Origin of the sequence: Haladaptatus sp. T7 (genome assembly GCF_026008575.1) — an archaeon.
In the GTDB taxonomy this organism is placed as follows: Archaea; Halobacteriota; Halobacteria; order Halobacteriales; family Haladaptataceae; genus Haladaptatus; species Haladaptatus paucihalophilus.
In genome coordinates this window covers 742,379-755,499 of the sequence record NZ_BROP01000001.1, presented here as the reverse complement: position 1 = coordinate 755,499, position 13,121 = coordinate 742,379, and the positions used below count along the sequence as shown (strand labels likewise).

Below are 13,121 nucleotides of genomic sequence, written 5' to 3'. Positions count from 1 at the left end.
GTAGGCACCTGCGGTAGTGTGCCATGATAGGAGTTACCGAATTGGAGGAGATGCTGGAAAACATGGTGACGGCGCGTCACTACGAGGAGCGATTACAGGAGGAGTATCTGGAGGGGAAACAACCGGCGTTCGACATCTCCGCCGGGCCGATACCGGGCGAGTTGCACCTCGCCGCGGGGCACGAGGCATCGGGCGCTGGCGTCTGCCAGCACCTCCGCGACGACGATACGGTGACGGGACCGCACCGTCCGCATCACGTCGCCATCGCCAAGGGCGTGGACTTGAAGCGGATGACCGCCGAGATATTCGGCCGGGAGACGGGCCTCTGTAAGGGGAAGGGCGGGCACATGCATCTGTTCGACCCCGACGTGAACTTTTCGGCGAGCGGCATCATCGCCGAGGGCTGTCCGCCCGCGGTCGGTGCCGCGCTCGCGTCGAAGAAGCGAAACGAGGACAGCGTGGCCGTCGCGTTCCTCGGGGAAGGGGCCATCGACCAAGGCGGTTTCCTCGAATCGCTGAACCTCGCCAGCGTTCACGACTTGCCGGTCATCTTCGTCGTCGAGGACAACGACTGGGCCATCAGCATGCCCAAAGGGCGGGTGACGGACGTTGAAAACGGCGCCCAGCGCGCGGACGGGTTCGACATGCCGGGCCACCGCGTGGACCACGACGACGCGACGGCCGTCTACGAGGCGGCCGGCGAAGCGGTCGGCCGCGCCCGCGACGGCAACGGGCCAACCCTGTTGGAAGTGCAGGTCCACCGCCGAATGGGACACTTCATGGGCGACGCCGAGGCCTACCGCCCGGACGCGGACACCGAACGGGCACAGCACCTCGATTCCATCGACCGACTCGAGGCCGACCTTCGCGCGACGGGCGCGGACGAGGGGACCATCGAGGAGATTCGTTCGCGTGCGAAAGAGCGCGTCGAGGACGCCATCGAGTGGGCCAAAGAGCAACCCGAACCGGACCCCGAGGAGGCCTACGAGGACGTGTTCACGAATCCGCCGGACGGCTACGCGGAAACCCTGCGAGGTGGTGAGTGATGGCGGCGTCGGACGGCAAGGAACTGACGATGAGTCGCGCCATGGTGGACGCCATCGCACACGAGATGCGCGAGAGCGACGACGTGTTCGTCATGGGCGAGGACATCGCCGACTACGGTGGCATCTTCGACAGCACGCAGGGCCTCCTCGACGAGTTTGACCACGACCGAATCATGGACGTGCCCATCAGCGAAACCGCCTTCATCGGCGCGGCGGTCGGCGCGGCCCAGTCCGGCATGCGTCCCATTGCCGAACTGATGTTCGTCGACTTCTTCGGCGTCGCCATGGACCAGATATACAACCAGATGGCGAAGAACACCTACATGAGCGGCGGGAGCGTCAGCGTCCCGATGGTGTTGATGACGGCCGTCGGCGGCACGTACAACGACGCCGCCCAGCACTCCCAGACGCTCTACGGGACGTTCGCCCATCTGCCGGGCATGAAGGTGGTCGTCCCGTCCACGGCCTACGACGCCAAGGGGCTGATGCACGCCGCCATCCGCGACGACGACCCGGTCGTCTTCATGTTCCACAAGCGCCTGATGGGAATCGGCTGGATGCCCGCCCCCGAGGGACCGAAAACCGCCGTCCCCGACGAGGACTACACGGTCGAGTTCGGCGAGGCGGACGTGAAGCGAGAGGGTGACGACGTGACCGTCGTCACGCTCGGTCTGCACGTTCACCGCGCCATCGAGGCCGCCGAGGACCTCGCGGACGAGGTGGACGTGGAAGTCGTGGACCTCCGCTCGTTGGTGCCGCTCGACACCGAGACGATAGTGGAGTCGGTGTCGAAGACCGGCCGACTCGTCGTGGTGGACGAGGATTACCGCTCGTTCGGCGTTTCGGGTGAAATCATCGCACGGGCGGCGGAGAACGGACTCTCCGACCTCACCGCGGTCGAACGCGTGACCATGCCGGACACGCCGATTCCGTACGCCCGCCCGCTGGAACAGGAGGTCAACCCCGGAACCGACGACATCATCGAGGCCGTCCGCTCCGTGAACGATGAGTGACGACCTCGTTCCCGTCGAGTCGGCCGTGGTCTGGCCCGAGGACGCACAGGACGTGACGGAGGCGATCGTCGCCAACTGGTTCGTCCGCGAGGGAAGCGACGTCGAGGAGGGTGACACCATCGCCGAGATTCAAATCGAGAAGGTGAGCGTGGACGTGCCCGCCCCCGCGACGGGCGAACTGGTCGAACGACTGGTGGACGAAACCGAGGAGTTCGAACGCGGCGACGCGCTGGCGCGGATTCGGCCCGCGTAACGCGTCGCAATCGGATTTCGGAAGTGAGACCGATTTAGCGCATCGCATTTCGTCTCTCGAGGCGTTCTGGTACGTTTTGGACAAATCCCGGATTTATTGATATATGTGGGGATTGTATTTTTAACTAACCATTAGTTAATATGAGGGGTCGTGACAGGTATTCTACCGTGACGGCTCGACCGTATGCGACGGTCGAGTCCGAACGCGAACGACAATCATACCTGAGATCAATCCATGAAAGGAACGAATAGAACGAAAGCGGTCGTGACCGTATTCGTGCTATCGTCCGTCGTAATCGCCGCCGCGTTCGCCGGGAGCGCGTTCGGTCTCCAGGCGAATCGTGAAACCACCACCTCGGCATCGCCGGACGGTCCAGCTACGCTGGACGACTCCCCCGCAGCGGAGGAATTCACCTGTGATAGCGGTGAAAACGCCACCATGCCGGGCAACTGTGATGTGTACCTTACCGTCGTCCCGTTGGGCGTCGATAAGGAGGACGACCTCGCGGCTTTCACCATCCGCAACGACGGCAGCGGTGATTCCGTCGCCGACCTCACGATACGGTACGAGACGAGCCAGGGTGAATCCGGGACCTTCGACGGGAACTACCTCGAAACCAACACTACCGACGACGGGTCGGTGACGGTCAGCGTCTACTACGACGGAAACCTCGTCAGTGAAGTCCAAAGCGACACGGACGCGACGATGGACCTCGGCCAACCGAACGATTCCGGAGATGACAACGCCGACGACGGAACGGACGGTACCGACACGTCGGATGGAGACGAAAGAAAGGACTGCTGAATCGAGGGTGGTCACCCTGTAGCAACGCGATTTCAGCGATGTGGTACGCTCGGAAAAGTGCGAGAGTGACGTTCCGTTCACTCCTTTTTTGAGGGACCGAAAATCGGAGATTTTCAGGTGTCCGAAAAACTCTCTACGAGAGTTTTTCTATATTCTCGACGATGGCGTCGGCGTACTCGCTCGTGGCGAGTTTCTCGCCGCCTTCGATCTGGCGTTCGAGGTCGTAGGTGACCTTACCGGAGGAGATGGTCTCTTCGACGGCGTCGCGGACGAGTTGACCGGCGTCCTTCCAGCCCATGTATTCGAGCATGAGACGACCCGAGAGGATCATCGCGGTCGGGTTCACTTTGTCCTCACCGGCGTACTTCGGCGCGGAGCCGTGGACCGGTTCGGCGAGACAGCGGTGGTCGCCGAAGTTCGCACCGGGTGCGATGCCGAGGCCGCCGATTTGAGCGCCCGCGGCGTCGGACATGTAGTCGCCGTTCAGGTTCATCGTGGCGATGACGTCGTACTGGTCCGTGCGGGTGAGAAGCTGCTGGAGCATGTTGTCCGCGATGCGGTCCTTGACGACGAGCTTGTCCTCGGGCTGTTCGCCGTCGTACTCGTCCCACAGTTCGTCTTCCGTGATGGTGACGTCGCCGAACTCCTCCTCGGCGAGTTCGTAGCCCCAGTCGCGGAACGCGCCTTCGGTGAACTTCATGATGTTGCCCTTGTGGACGAGCGTGACGGAATCTCGGTCGTTCTCGAGGGCGTACTCGATGGCCTCGCGGACGAGGCGCTTCGTTCCGTACTCCGTGATGGGTTTGATGCCGATGCCGACGGGACCGTCGTGGATGACGCCGTCCTCGCCCATCTCGTCCTCGACGAACGCTTTGACTTCCTCGACCTCTTCGGTTCCGGCTTCCCACTCGATACCGGCGTAAACGTCCTCCGTGTTCTCACGGAAGAAGACCATGTCCATCGCCTCGGGGTGTTTGACGGGCGACGGAACGCCGTCGAGGTGGTAGGTCGGGCGGACGTTCGCGTACAGGTCGAGCGTCTTGCGGAGCGCGACGTTCAGGCTGCGGAAGCCAGCGCCGACGGGGGTCGTGAGCGGTCCCTTGATGGCGATGTTGAACTCCTTGATGGCTTCAACGGTGTCGTCCGGGAGGTTCTCGTCGTACTTCTCGCGGGCGCTCGCACCGGCGTAGACGCGCATCCAGTTGATTTCGCGGCCGGTCGCTTTCGCGGCGGCGTCGAGCACTTTCTGTGCGGCCGGGCCGACGTCCGTCCCGATTCCGTCCCCGTGGATGATCGGAATGATGGGGTTCTCCGGCACGTCGAGTTCGCCTGTCTCCTCGTCGTACGTGATCTGGCCCCCGTCCTCCGGTACCTCTACTTTGTCGTACTCGTAGCTCATGAACGTGTGAACATCCGAACGACGAGGATAAAAGGCCTGCCGTTTGGCCCCCGTATGGCCCTTATACGCCCTTAAACAGTTAGGTGTTCGACGGGGTAATCGGGCCTAGCAACCCCCGTCGAAATCGCCTTCGTTCGCCCCGCAGTCGTCGGATTCGCCGCCGTTTTCGTCCTCACCATTGCCGGGCACGTCTCGGTTCGGCAATGAGTCTCAGTCTCGGAGCGCGCCGAACAGCGCCCGGAGTTGTGCGCCGCCGCTCTCCGCGACGGCCGTCGGGAACCGCCATCGAGCGTTGTCGAGTGCGTCCGACAACGCCCCCGTCGCGCTCTCGAACACGCCCTCGCCGTGCCCGACGATGATTCGCTCCGGCCGGACGGCCGCGAAGTGAGAACGGGGAGGGAACGGCCGTCGAAGGAGATAGACGCCGAGGCGCTCCTCGCCGACGGTGAACAGCGGTGCCGTCCCGAGCACGTCGGCGACGTACAGGGTGTCGTCCGATTTCCGGTACGCTATCGCTCCGTCCCAACCGGGAAGGGGAGAACACCGCCGAACGTGGAACCCGCTGGTTCCGACTTCGTGGCCGTACCGCTGAACTGGGGCGTCCACGCGTTCGGCGATTCGGTCCATCCAGCGAGGGAGGTGGACGGCCACGTCGTGGCGACGGGCGAACGAGCCTGCGTCCCGGGCGTGCCAGTTCGAGAACACCGCCACACCGGCCACCTCACCGAGTTCCGCCACCAACTCGTCCACGCCCGGCGCGTCGAGCGGGTCGAAGAGCCATACGTCGCCGTCGGGGCCGCGAACCGCGTGACTCGCCCGTCGTCCGTCCTCTTCCGGATGCGTGAGCCAGCCGATTCCGTCGTCCCACCGGTCGATAACGCGAATCCTGTCCGCGTCGTTCCGATTGTACATCGGCATCGTTCGCGTGGACCGTCATCCCGACTCCATTTAGCAGTCTCGTTGTCATTTTCACCTCTTTCAACCTCATTTCTCTCCGCCCGTCGTCCTCCGACCTCGACTGCCGTTTGACGTGAATTTAAGCCACCGCACGCGAGAGCACCCCCATGAAAGTCATCGTACACGGCGGCGCTGGCGGCGAACCGGACGAACCGACCCCTCGACAGGCCGTCCTCGACGAGGCGGCGAGCGTCGGCGGCGAACAGGAGACGGTCGTCGATGCCGTCGAAGCGGCGGTTCACGTCCTCGAATCCTCGCCGCGGTTCAACGCGGGCGTCGGCGGCGCGGTTCAGAGCGACGGGGAGATCCGAACCGACGCCGGAATCATGACGAGCGACCGCGAAGCGGGCGCGGCCTGTTCCATGCCCGGCGTCGAACACGCCGTCAGCGCGGCCCGCGTCGTCATGGAGGAGACGCCGCACGTCCTCGTCAGCGGCGAGCACGCCGTCTCGCTCGCGGCCGATTTTGGCGTCGAAACCGACATCGACCTCTGGACGAAAAAGAGCCGGGAGCGGTGGGCAGGCCACGACACGCCCGAGGGGTCGCCGAGCCAGCACCTCGATTTGCTCCGCGAGAAGTTCGGGGGGAACGCGGCGCGCAGCGCCGCGGAGAAGTCGAGCGGGGGCGACCCGCGAGACCACGATACGGTCGGGGCGGTCGCCTACGACGTCGAGGAGTTCGCGGCGGCCACCTCGACCGGCGGGCGGTGGCTCGCGCTCGCGGGTCGGGTCGGCGACGTTCCCCAAATCGGAAGCGGGTTCTACGCGGCCCCGGCGGGTGCGGCGAGTTCGACCGGTGCCGGTGAGGACATCGCCAAATCGACGCTGACCCGGCGGGCGGTTCGCCACCTCGAATCTGGATTCGACGCACAGGAGGCGGCGGACCGCGCCATCGAGGAGTTCGCCGAACTCACCGGCTCGAGTGCGGGCGTCATCGTCCTCGACCGGGACGGAAATGCGGGCAGTGCGTTCAACAGCGACGCGATGCAGACCGCAGCGACTCGGTAGTCGCTCCGTCGCCCGGTTTCGCCGTAACGCAAACTCTTTCCGGCGTTCGGGAGAATAACGAGGCATGAGCGAGCAGGACGTAGACCTCTCGGCCGAAAAGTACGAAAAACATCGGGAGGCCGGTGAAATCCTCGCACAGGTGCGAGCGGAAGCCGCCGAGAAAGTCGATGTCGGCGTGACCCACTTCGAAGTCGCGGAGTTCGCGGAGGACCGCATCCGCGAACTCGGCGGGAAGCCCGCGTTCCCCGTGAACATCAGCATCGACGAGGAGGCGGCTCACGCGACGCCGGGAATCGACGACGAGACGACCTTCGGCGAAGACATGGTGAACCTCGACATCGGGGTCCACGTGGACGGATGGCTCGCCGACACCGCCATCACCGTGGACCTCTCGGGCCACGACGAACTAGCAGAGGCCAGCGCCGAAGCGCTCGACGCCGCGCTCGAACTCGTCGAACCCGGCGTCGAGACCGGCGAAATCGGGGCCGAAATCGAGTCCGTCATCGAGGGTTACGGCTACAATCCGGTCGTCAACCTCTCGGGGCACGGCCTCGCCCACTACGAACAGCACACGGAGCCGAACATCCCGAACCTCGGCGTCGAGCGCGGCGTCGAACTCCAAGTCGGTGACGTGGTTGCCATCGAACCGTTCGCCACGGACGGAACGGGAAAGGTCGGCGAAGGTGCCGAAGAGGAGATTTTCGCCCTCGAACGAGAATCCTCGGTCCGCGACCGAAGCGCCCGCCAGGCGCTCTCCCAGATCACCGAGGAGTTCCGAACGCTCCCCTTCGCTACCCGCTGGCTGGACGTCTCCCGACCGAAGATGGCGCTTCGACGCCTGAAGATGAACAACATCGTCCACGGCTACCCGGTGCTCAAAGAGGAGGACGGCTGTCTCGTCAGCCAGAAGGAACACTCGGTCATCGTCACCGAGGACGGGTGTGAAGTGTTCACCGAATAATCAGCGTCAGTGCAGTCGTTTCCTACTGATACGTTCGCGTCGAACGAGCGTGAGAACGAGCGTAGCTTCGTCGGCAGTATGTATCGGTCGTCCCGTTACGCGTTGTTCATCCGCTGGCTCTTCTCCTCACCACACGACTGACATCGTGTGACACGGTACGGCTCACGCGAGAACTCGGCGTTTTCCCGTTTTTTGCTCTCCGTTCGTATCTCGACGGAGACCGAGTGTGACGTTTCGCGGCCGCAGTTGTCGCACAGTTCCACCATCGCCGAGAACCCCTGATTTTTTGTTGCCATAGTGACTTCCTGTTCAGTTCGTACAACCCTTGACACGAGCATAAAAACCCCTCTCTGTTGGAGGGCGTTCGAACCGTTTATTCGGCCGACGTCTTGCGATTTGACCAGATTATGGGTTCTGAGCGTCCCATTTCGTTTATAGACGCCGCTGAATCGTTAATGAGGGCGCAACGCTCTACAACAGCCGAATTATTTATATACCAGTTCAGGGGTTTAGACCGAGCAATGCCGACCGAATGAATACGAGCACCGGGATTATTTCGAGGCGGCCGATCCACATGTTCAGGATGAGCATTCCCTCACCAAACGACGACATCTTCGGGCCGACGATACCGGTCGAAAGGCCGACGTTTCCTTGGGCGCTCGCCACCTCGAACAGCGCATCCGCGTAACCGAATCCGGGAGAAACGTTGACGAGAAGGACGCTTCCGGTGATGAGGAGGATTATCCACAACATGCTCACGATGGCCGCCTCGCTGAACTCCTCGAACATCTGATCGCGTTTGAGAACTCGGTCGCCGATTCGCGTGTTGATAACCGCCGAGGAGGGGAGGAACACCCGGGTGAACTCCCACTGAATCCCCTTGCTGATCATGTAGCCGCGAATGATTTTGATGCCGCCGACGGTGCTTCCGGCGGCACCGCCGAGCACCATCGCGCCGCTGACGATGAGTTTCCCGCCCGGTCCCCAGTCGCCGATGTTGGACGACTGAAACCCTGTGCAGGTCAGCGCGCTCACGAACTGGAACGTGGAGTCGCGGGCCGCGTCTGCCGCCAGCGGCGACAGGCCGATGTCTTCGAGTCCGGCCCAGCCGATGGGGTGAAAGGCGGCGCTCGCGGACGGCAACGAGACGATGTTCTGGACCGAGAGCACGACGACACCCGCGCCGAAGATGATGAAGAGCCAGCGCGTCTGGGTGTCCGAAACCAGCGGCTTCGGGTCCCTATCGTGGAGCATGACGTAGTGAATCGGAAAGGCGATGGCACCGAGCGCCATTATCGGCAGGAGCACCGCCTCGACCAGCGGCGAGTGGTAGGATTGGATGGAGTTGTCCGTGACGCTGAACCCACCCGTCGAAAGCCCCGTCATGGCGTGATTGAGCGCCTGCCAGAACGCGTCGAACAGGGGGAGGTGCGGCTTGGCGACGACGATGGCGACGAACAGCGCCGCCACGGAGAGTACGGTGTAGAGCAGGAAGATACGCCACACCGTCTGGACGGTGTGAATGATGCTCGGATGAATCCGCTCTTCCCGCGCTTCCGCCCGGTAGAGCGCGTAACTCCCGCTCCCCGGCCGGGCGAGAATCGCCGTCGTGAGGACGATGACGCCGACCCCGCCGACCCACTGGATGAGCGACCGCCACCACTGGACCGCCCGCGGGAGCGTCGGTTCGTGCACCGCCATCGTCAGTCCGCTCCCGGTCCACCCGGACATGCTCTCGAAGACGGCGTGAAGCGGGTTCTGGAAGTACGCGAGGCTGGACATCGTGGTCGCGCCGCCGACGCGAATCGGGTCGTACGCCGCGCCGGACGGGACGTAGGTGTTCATCACCGAAACCGGCGTCAGATGCGCGGCGAAGAACAGGGGCAACGACCCGAAAATCGCGGTGGCGAACCAGCCTCCGGCGGCGATGACCATACCGTGTTTCATCACGGGGTCCGGCGCGTCCTCGAAGACGATGCGCGCCGCGCCACCGGCCGCGGCCGTGATTCCTCCGGCGATCAGGAACGCGAGCGCCGCGTACCACTCTTCGAACGCCAGCGCGAGGACGACGGTGAACGTCATCATCGCCGCCTGCATCAGTACGAGCGCACCCACGTCCCGAAGGATGGTTGCGAGGTGCGCCGGAACCCCGGCGACCGTTTTCCGTCGAACCATGTCAGTCGTGGTCCTCGTAGTGACCGAAGATGTCGGTCACTTCCGGCGTTGCTCCCTTCTCGGAGAAGACGGTGATGAGGTCGCCACCCCGAATCTCCGTGTTCCCGCGCGGGGTGATAACCTCGTCGTCCCGCTCGATTGCGACGACGAGCATCCCCTCGTCGAACAACTCGTCGTCCGCCGCGGCGGATAGGGTGAGTCCGGCGATGGGCGCGTAAGAGTCGACCGTGATTTCGAACACTTCTGCTCGGTCGCCGACCTTCATGTAATCCTTGATGGACGGGCGTTTGACGGCCCGATAGAGGTAATCCGCGATGAGTCGCTGGGGGTTCTCGATGACGTTCACGCCGATTTGGCGGAAGATGCTCATGTGTTCGGGATTGTGCACCACCGAGACGAGCGACGGGACTTCGAGTTCCTGTCCCAGCAGGCTGACCATGATGTTCGTCGCGTCCTGGTCGGTCGTGCTGATGAGCGCGTCCGCGCGTTCGGCACCCGCTTCCTCCAGCGTATCGAGGATGGTCGCGTCGTTGTTGAGGACGAGGCAGTCGAACTCCATCGAGGCGCGTTCCGCCCGCTCCGCGTCCTTCTCGATTACCACCACGTCGTTGCTGTTCTGTGTCGCAATGCTGATGAGCTGCGAGCCGATGTCGCCCGCACCGACGATGATGAGATACATTCGTTATGCCCCTCTCCGAAGCCATCGTTTGAAAAGATACTGTTGTCGCGTCATTCGGCTGAAACCCCGTCACAGGGTGGCAATCGGCGATGAGAGACGCGGTAAGACCCCCTTTCGACACGGTTATGCACGAGTTAAACGGGCCATAACGCCGGTTTCTCGACGAATCGAGGACATCGGAACCGTCCGTATCCATTTTTAAGTGAGGCGAGGAGCGTTCATTCGGGAAACCGGACGATATGGTACGCTGGCGCGGGTTCGAGGTCCCCGCCCGGACGTACCAGCGACGAACCGATTTCGGCGGCCGCGCCGCGAGTCTGAAAACCTAAACCGGAGCCATACGACATGTGGGTATGCAACAGGTCTTCGCACCGTGGCGGATGGAGTGGGTCGAACGCGACACCGACGAGGAGTTCGAAGGCTGTGTCTTCTGTGCCTTCCCGAAGCGGGACGACGACCGGGAACACCTCGTCGTCGCGCGGAACGACCACGCGGTGGTCATGCTGAACAATTACCCGTACAATCCGGGGCACGTGATGGTCATCCCGAACGAGCACGAACGCGACTACGCGGCGCTCGGCGAGGAAACACTGCTCGGTCACGCGCGAATGAAACAACGAACGTTCGACGCGATGGACGCGGCGTTTTCGCCGGACGGCTTCAACGCCGGGCTGAACATCGGCGAGGGAAGCGGCGGTTCCATCGACCACCTCCACACGCACGTCGTCCCGCGCTGGACCGGCGACACGAACTTCATGCCCGTCATCTCGGACACGAAGGTCATCGTGGAAGGACTCGAAGACACCTACGATAAACTCCACGCCGCGTTCGCCGAACAGGACGGCGCGACCGTTCCGGACGCGGATTCGGCGGTGTCGTTCGAGGACTGAACGGGGTCTTTCGGGACCGCCGATATACCCATACGGCGGGCGGTCCAACTACGGACGATGAACCGGGCGCGGGCGATTCGGACCGCGGGTGCCGTCATCCTCACGGCGAACCTCCTCTTAGCGCTCGCCAAGGGTGGCGTCTGGTTTCAGACCGGGAGCCTCGCGGTCGGGTCCGAGGCCATCAACAGCCTCTCGGACGCGATTTACAGTCTCGTCGTCCTCGCGGGACTGTACCTGACGACGCAACCGCCGGACTTCGAGCACCCGCACGGTCACGAGCGAATCGAGCCGTTCGTCTCATTGTTCGTCGCGCTCGGCGTGTTCGCGGCGGGTGGCTTGGTGCTCTACCGAGCCGCGAGTGCGATTCTTTCCGGGGACATCACGACGACGACGAGCTACCTCGCCGTGGGCGTCCTCGTCGGGAGCGGCGTCGTCAAGTACGCCCTCTTCCGCTACTGCTTGCGAATCGGAGAGGCGGTTAACTCTCCCGCCGTAATCGCGGCCGGACTGGACAACCGAAACGACATTTTGACGGCCGGGGCGGCGCTGGTCGGCGTTCTCGGCGGTCGAATCGGACTGCCCATCCTCGACCCGCTCGCGGCGGGAGTCGTCTCGTTCGGCATCCTCTACACCGGGTGGGAGATCGTCCGCGACAACGTTGACTATTTGGTCGGGCGGGCACCGCCGGAAGACCTCCGCGCGACAATCGTCCGGCGGGCGCTCTCGAACCCCGACGTGGAGGGCGTTCACGACGTCGTTGCCCACTACGTCGGCCCCGAAATCGACGTGAGCATGCACATCGAGGTCGAGGGCGACCGGACGCTCATCGAAGCCCACAACATCGAAACCGACGTTATCCGGTCCATTCGGGACATCCCGGAGGTGGACGACGTGTTCATCCACGTCGACCCGAAGGAACTCGGCGAGTGGAAATCGGACACCGAGGCCGACCGGCTTGCGGAGACGGCGATTCCGGAGGACGTGGAACGCCGTGAGGAACTGTCGGAGTGAGACCGTCCCTCACGCTTTTCATCCCCCGGGAATCGGGTATCGGTCTTTTCTACCGCGAACTAGTAGTTTCGAGCGTACTGCTATGACCTCCATCTTCGACAGACGAGCGATGTTGAAAGCGACGGGTACCGTGCTCGTCGGTGCTTCTCTCGGCGGCTGTTTGGCGGACGGAAACTCCGGGTCGGAGTCGGACGACTCACCCGCCGACGTCACCGTCGTCGTCGGTCCCGGCGGCGACCTGACGTTCGACCCCGACGACCTCGAAATCACCACCGGAACGACGGTCGCGTGGAAGTGGGAAGGGAACAACCACAACATCGTCGTGGAAGACCAACCCGACGGCGCGGACTGGAACGGCACGCCCGGCGCGGACACCAAAATCTACAACGAGGGCTATCGCTACACCTACACCTTCGACGTGCCCGGAACGTACGACTACTACTGCAACCCCCACCGAGCGGCGGGCATGGTCGGCAGCATCACCGTCACGAAGGACGGAAAAGGTACGAACGGAACCGAAGACGGAACGGGAACCGACCCCGACAGGAAAGGAATCGAAGACGATGGGAAGGGGAGCGAAACCGGCGGACCCACGATTCCCGAAGACCACGCGACGACGGCCGACCTCCCCGTTCGGGTCGGTCTCGACGGCGACCGGACGTTCACGCCCGGAACGGAGCGCCCGCTCGTCGTTCCCGCGGGAACGGAAGTCACGTTCGTCTGGGAGACGGACGGGAACAACATCGTCGTGGAAGACCAGCCCCACGACGCGAGTTGGACCGGCACGCCCGGCGGCATGAGCAGGGTCTACGACGCGGAGTATCGCTACACGCACACCTTCGACGTGCCCGGAAAATACGAGTTCTACAGCGCCCCGTACGAGAGCGCGGGCATGACGGGAACGATATACGTCACGAAGTGATGGT

General features: G+C 63.4%; 14 protein-coding genes. 9 read left to right on the top strand and 5 right to left on the bottom strand.

Going from position 1 to position 13,121, the window contains the following annotated elements; all coding sequences use genetic code 11:
* Positions 1–23: 23 nt before the first annotated feature.
* From OPC11_RS04185 to OPC11_RS04170, 4 genes are all read left to right on the top strand, one after another.
* A complete protein-coding gene (locus OPC11_RS04185) occupies positions 24–1,046 on the top strand; it encodes a thiamine pyrophosphate-dependent dehydrogenase E1 component subunit alpha (RefSeq protein WP_264781100.1) in 1,023 nt (340 codons plus the stop codon).
* Positions 1,046–2,059, top strand: coding sequence for an alpha-ketoacid dehydrogenase subunit beta (locus tag OPC11_RS04180; protein ID WP_264781099.1), 1,014 nt, complete (start codon positions 1,046–1,048; stop codon positions 2,057–2,059). Before OPC11_RS04185 ends, OPC11_RS04180 begins: the two co-directional genes overlap by 1 nt.
* The gene (locus OPC11_RS04175; RefSeq protein WP_264781098.1) at positions 2,052–2,312 is read left to right on the top strand and encodes a lipoyl domain-containing protein; all 261 of its coding nucleotides are present in this window, start codon (positions 2,052–2,054) and stop codon (positions 2,310–2,312) included. Before OPC11_RS04180 ends, OPC11_RS04175 begins: the two co-directional genes overlap by 8 nt.
* A 234-nt stretch (positions 2,313–2,546) precedes the next feature.
* The gene (locus OPC11_RS04170) at positions 2,547–3,116 is read left to right on the top strand and encodes a hypothetical protein (protein WP_264781097.1); all 570 of its coding nucleotides are present in this window, start codon (positions 2,547–2,549) and stop codon (positions 3,114–3,116) included.
* Between the two features lie 133 nt (positions 3,117–3,249).
* On the opposite strand, the gene icd is transcribed toward OPC11_RS04170, so the two are convergent.
* Complete coding sequence (gene icd / locus OPC11_RS04165) at positions 3,250–4,515, bottom strand: isocitrate dehydrogenase (NADP(+)) (RefSeq protein ID WP_264781096.1); 1,266 nt, start codon at positions 4,513–4,515, stop codon at positions 3,250–3,252.
* 210 nt (positions 4,516–4,725) lie between these two features.
* Positions 4,726–5,433 carry a hypothetical protein gene (locus OPC11_RS04160; RefSeq protein WP_264781095.1) on the bottom strand — a complete coding sequence of 236 codons (708 nt, stop codon included), beginning with the start codon at positions 5,431–5,433 and terminating at the stop codon, positions 4,726–4,728.
* A gap of 146 nt (positions 5,434–5,579) precedes the next feature.
* Between OPC11_RS04160 and OPC11_RS04155 the strand changes: the two genes are divergently transcribed.
* Positions 5,580–6,479 (top strand): isoaspartyl peptidase/L-asparaginase family protein, encoded by a 900-nt coding sequence (locus OPC11_RS04155; RefSeq protein ID WP_264781094.1) that lies wholly within the window; start codon positions 5,580–5,582, stop codon positions 6,477–6,479.
* A 64-nt stretch (positions 6,480–6,543) separates the two neighbouring features.
* Entirely contained in the window at positions 6,544–7,440 is an 897-nt protein-coding gene (gene map / locus OPC11_RS04150; RefSeq protein ID WP_264781093.1) for a type II methionyl aminopeptidase, read from the top strand.
* A 95-nt stretch (positions 7,441–7,535) separates the two neighbouring features.
* Here the strand turns inward: map and OPC11_RS04145 are convergent, their stop codons facing one another.
* From OPC11_RS04145 to OPC11_RS04135, 3 genes are all read right to left on the bottom strand, one after another.
* A complete protein-coding gene (locus tag OPC11_RS04145) occupies positions 7,536–7,736 on the bottom strand; it encodes a hypothetical protein (protein WP_007983599.1) in 201 nt (66 codons plus the stop codon).
* Positions 7,737–7,941: 205 nt separating this feature from the next.
* On the bottom strand, positions 7,942–9,615 hold the full coding sequence (locus tag OPC11_RS04140) for a potassium transporter TrkG (RefSeq protein WP_264781092.1): 1,674 nt from the start codon (positions 9,613–9,615) through the stop codon (positions 7,942–7,944).
* A 1-nt stretch (position 9,616) separates the two neighbouring features.
* Positions 9,617–10,294 (bottom strand): TrkA family potassium uptake protein, encoded by a 678-nt coding sequence (locus tag OPC11_RS04135; protein WP_069449303.1) that lies wholly within the window; start codon positions 10,292–10,294, stop codon positions 9,617–9,619.
* Between the two features lie 353 nt (positions 10,295–10,647).
* Here OPC11_RS04135 and OPC11_RS04130 point away from each other — a divergent pair, with 353 nt between their 5' ends.
* The 3 genes from OPC11_RS04130 (at position 10,648) to OPC11_RS04120 (ending at position 13,117) form a co-directional block, all read left to right on the top strand.
* Positions 10,648–11,184, top strand: coding sequence for an HIT domain-containing protein (locus OPC11_RS04130; protein WP_264781091.1), 537 nt, complete (start codon positions 10,648–10,650; stop codon positions 11,182–11,184).
* 57 nt (positions 11,185–11,241) lie between these two features.
* Entirely contained in the window at positions 11,242–12,195 is a 954-nt protein-coding gene (locus tag OPC11_RS04125) for a cation diffusion facilitator family transporter (protein WP_264781090.1), read from the top strand.
* A gap of 82 nt (positions 12,196–12,277) precedes the next feature.
* Positions 12,278–13,117 (top strand): plastocyanin/azurin family copper-binding protein, encoded by an 840-nt coding sequence (locus tag OPC11_RS04120; RefSeq protein WP_264781089.1) that lies wholly within the window; start codon positions 12,278–12,280, stop codon positions 13,115–13,117.
* Positions 13,118–13,121: the final 4 nt, after the last annotated feature.

Excerpts from the sequence above, each read along its gene's own strand:
- OPC11_RS04180 (WP_264781099.1), top strand. The coding sequence starts at position 1,046 with ATGGCGGCGTCGGACGGCAAGGAACTGACGATGAGTCGCGCCATGGTG.
- OPC11_RS04125 (WP_264781090.1), top strand. The coding sequence starts at position 11,242 with ATGAACCGGGCGCGGGCGATTCGGACCGCGGGTGCCGTCATCCTCACG.
- OPC11_RS04130 (WP_264781091.1), top strand. The coding sequence starts at position 10,648 with ATGCAACAGGTCTTCGCACCGTGGCGGATGGAGTGGGTCGAACGCGAC.
- OPC11_RS04170 (WP_264781097.1), top strand. The coding sequence starts at position 2,547 with ATGAAAGGAACGAATAGAACGAAAGCGGTCGTGACCGTATTCGTGCTA.
- OPC11_RS04140 (WP_264781092.1), bottom strand. The coding sequence starts at position 9,615 with ATGGTTCGACGGAAAACGGTCGCCGGGGTTCCGGCGCACCTCGCAACC.
- OPC11_RS04175 (WP_264781098.1), top strand. The coding sequence starts at position 2,052 with ATGAGTGACGACCTCGTTCCCGTCGAGTCGGCCGTGGTCTGGCCCGAG.
- OPC11_RS04120 (WP_264781089.1), top strand. The coding sequence starts at position 12,278 with ATGACCTCCATCTTCGACAGACGAGCGATGTTGAAAGCGACGGGTACC.
- OPC11_RS04155 (WP_264781094.1), top strand. The coding sequence starts at position 5,580 with ATGAAAGTCATCGTACACGGCGGCGCTGGCGGCGAACCGGACGAACCG.
- OPC11_RS04145 (WP_007983599.1), bottom strand. The coding sequence starts at position 7,736 with ATGGCAACAAAAAATCAGGGGTTCTCGGCGATGGTGGAACTGTGCGAC.
- map (WP_264781093.1), top strand. The coding sequence starts at position 6,544 with ATGAGCGAGCAGGACGTAGACCTCTCGGCCGAAAAGTACGAAAAACAT.
- OPC11_RS04160 (WP_264781095.1), bottom strand. The coding sequence starts at position 5,433 with ATGCCGATGTACAATCGGAACGACGCGGACAGGATTCGCGTTATCGAC.
- OPC11_RS04185 (WP_264781100.1), top strand. The coding sequence starts at position 24 with ATGATAGGAGTTACCGAATTGGAGGAGATGCTGGAAAACATGGTGACG.
- icd (WP_264781096.1), bottom strand. The coding sequence starts at position 4,515 with ATGAGCTACGAGTACGACAAAGTAGAGGTACCGGAGGACGGGGGCCAG.
- OPC11_RS04135 (WP_069449303.1), bottom strand. The coding sequence starts at position 10,294 with ATGTATCTCATCATCGTCGGTGCGGGCGACATCGGCTCGCAGCTCATC.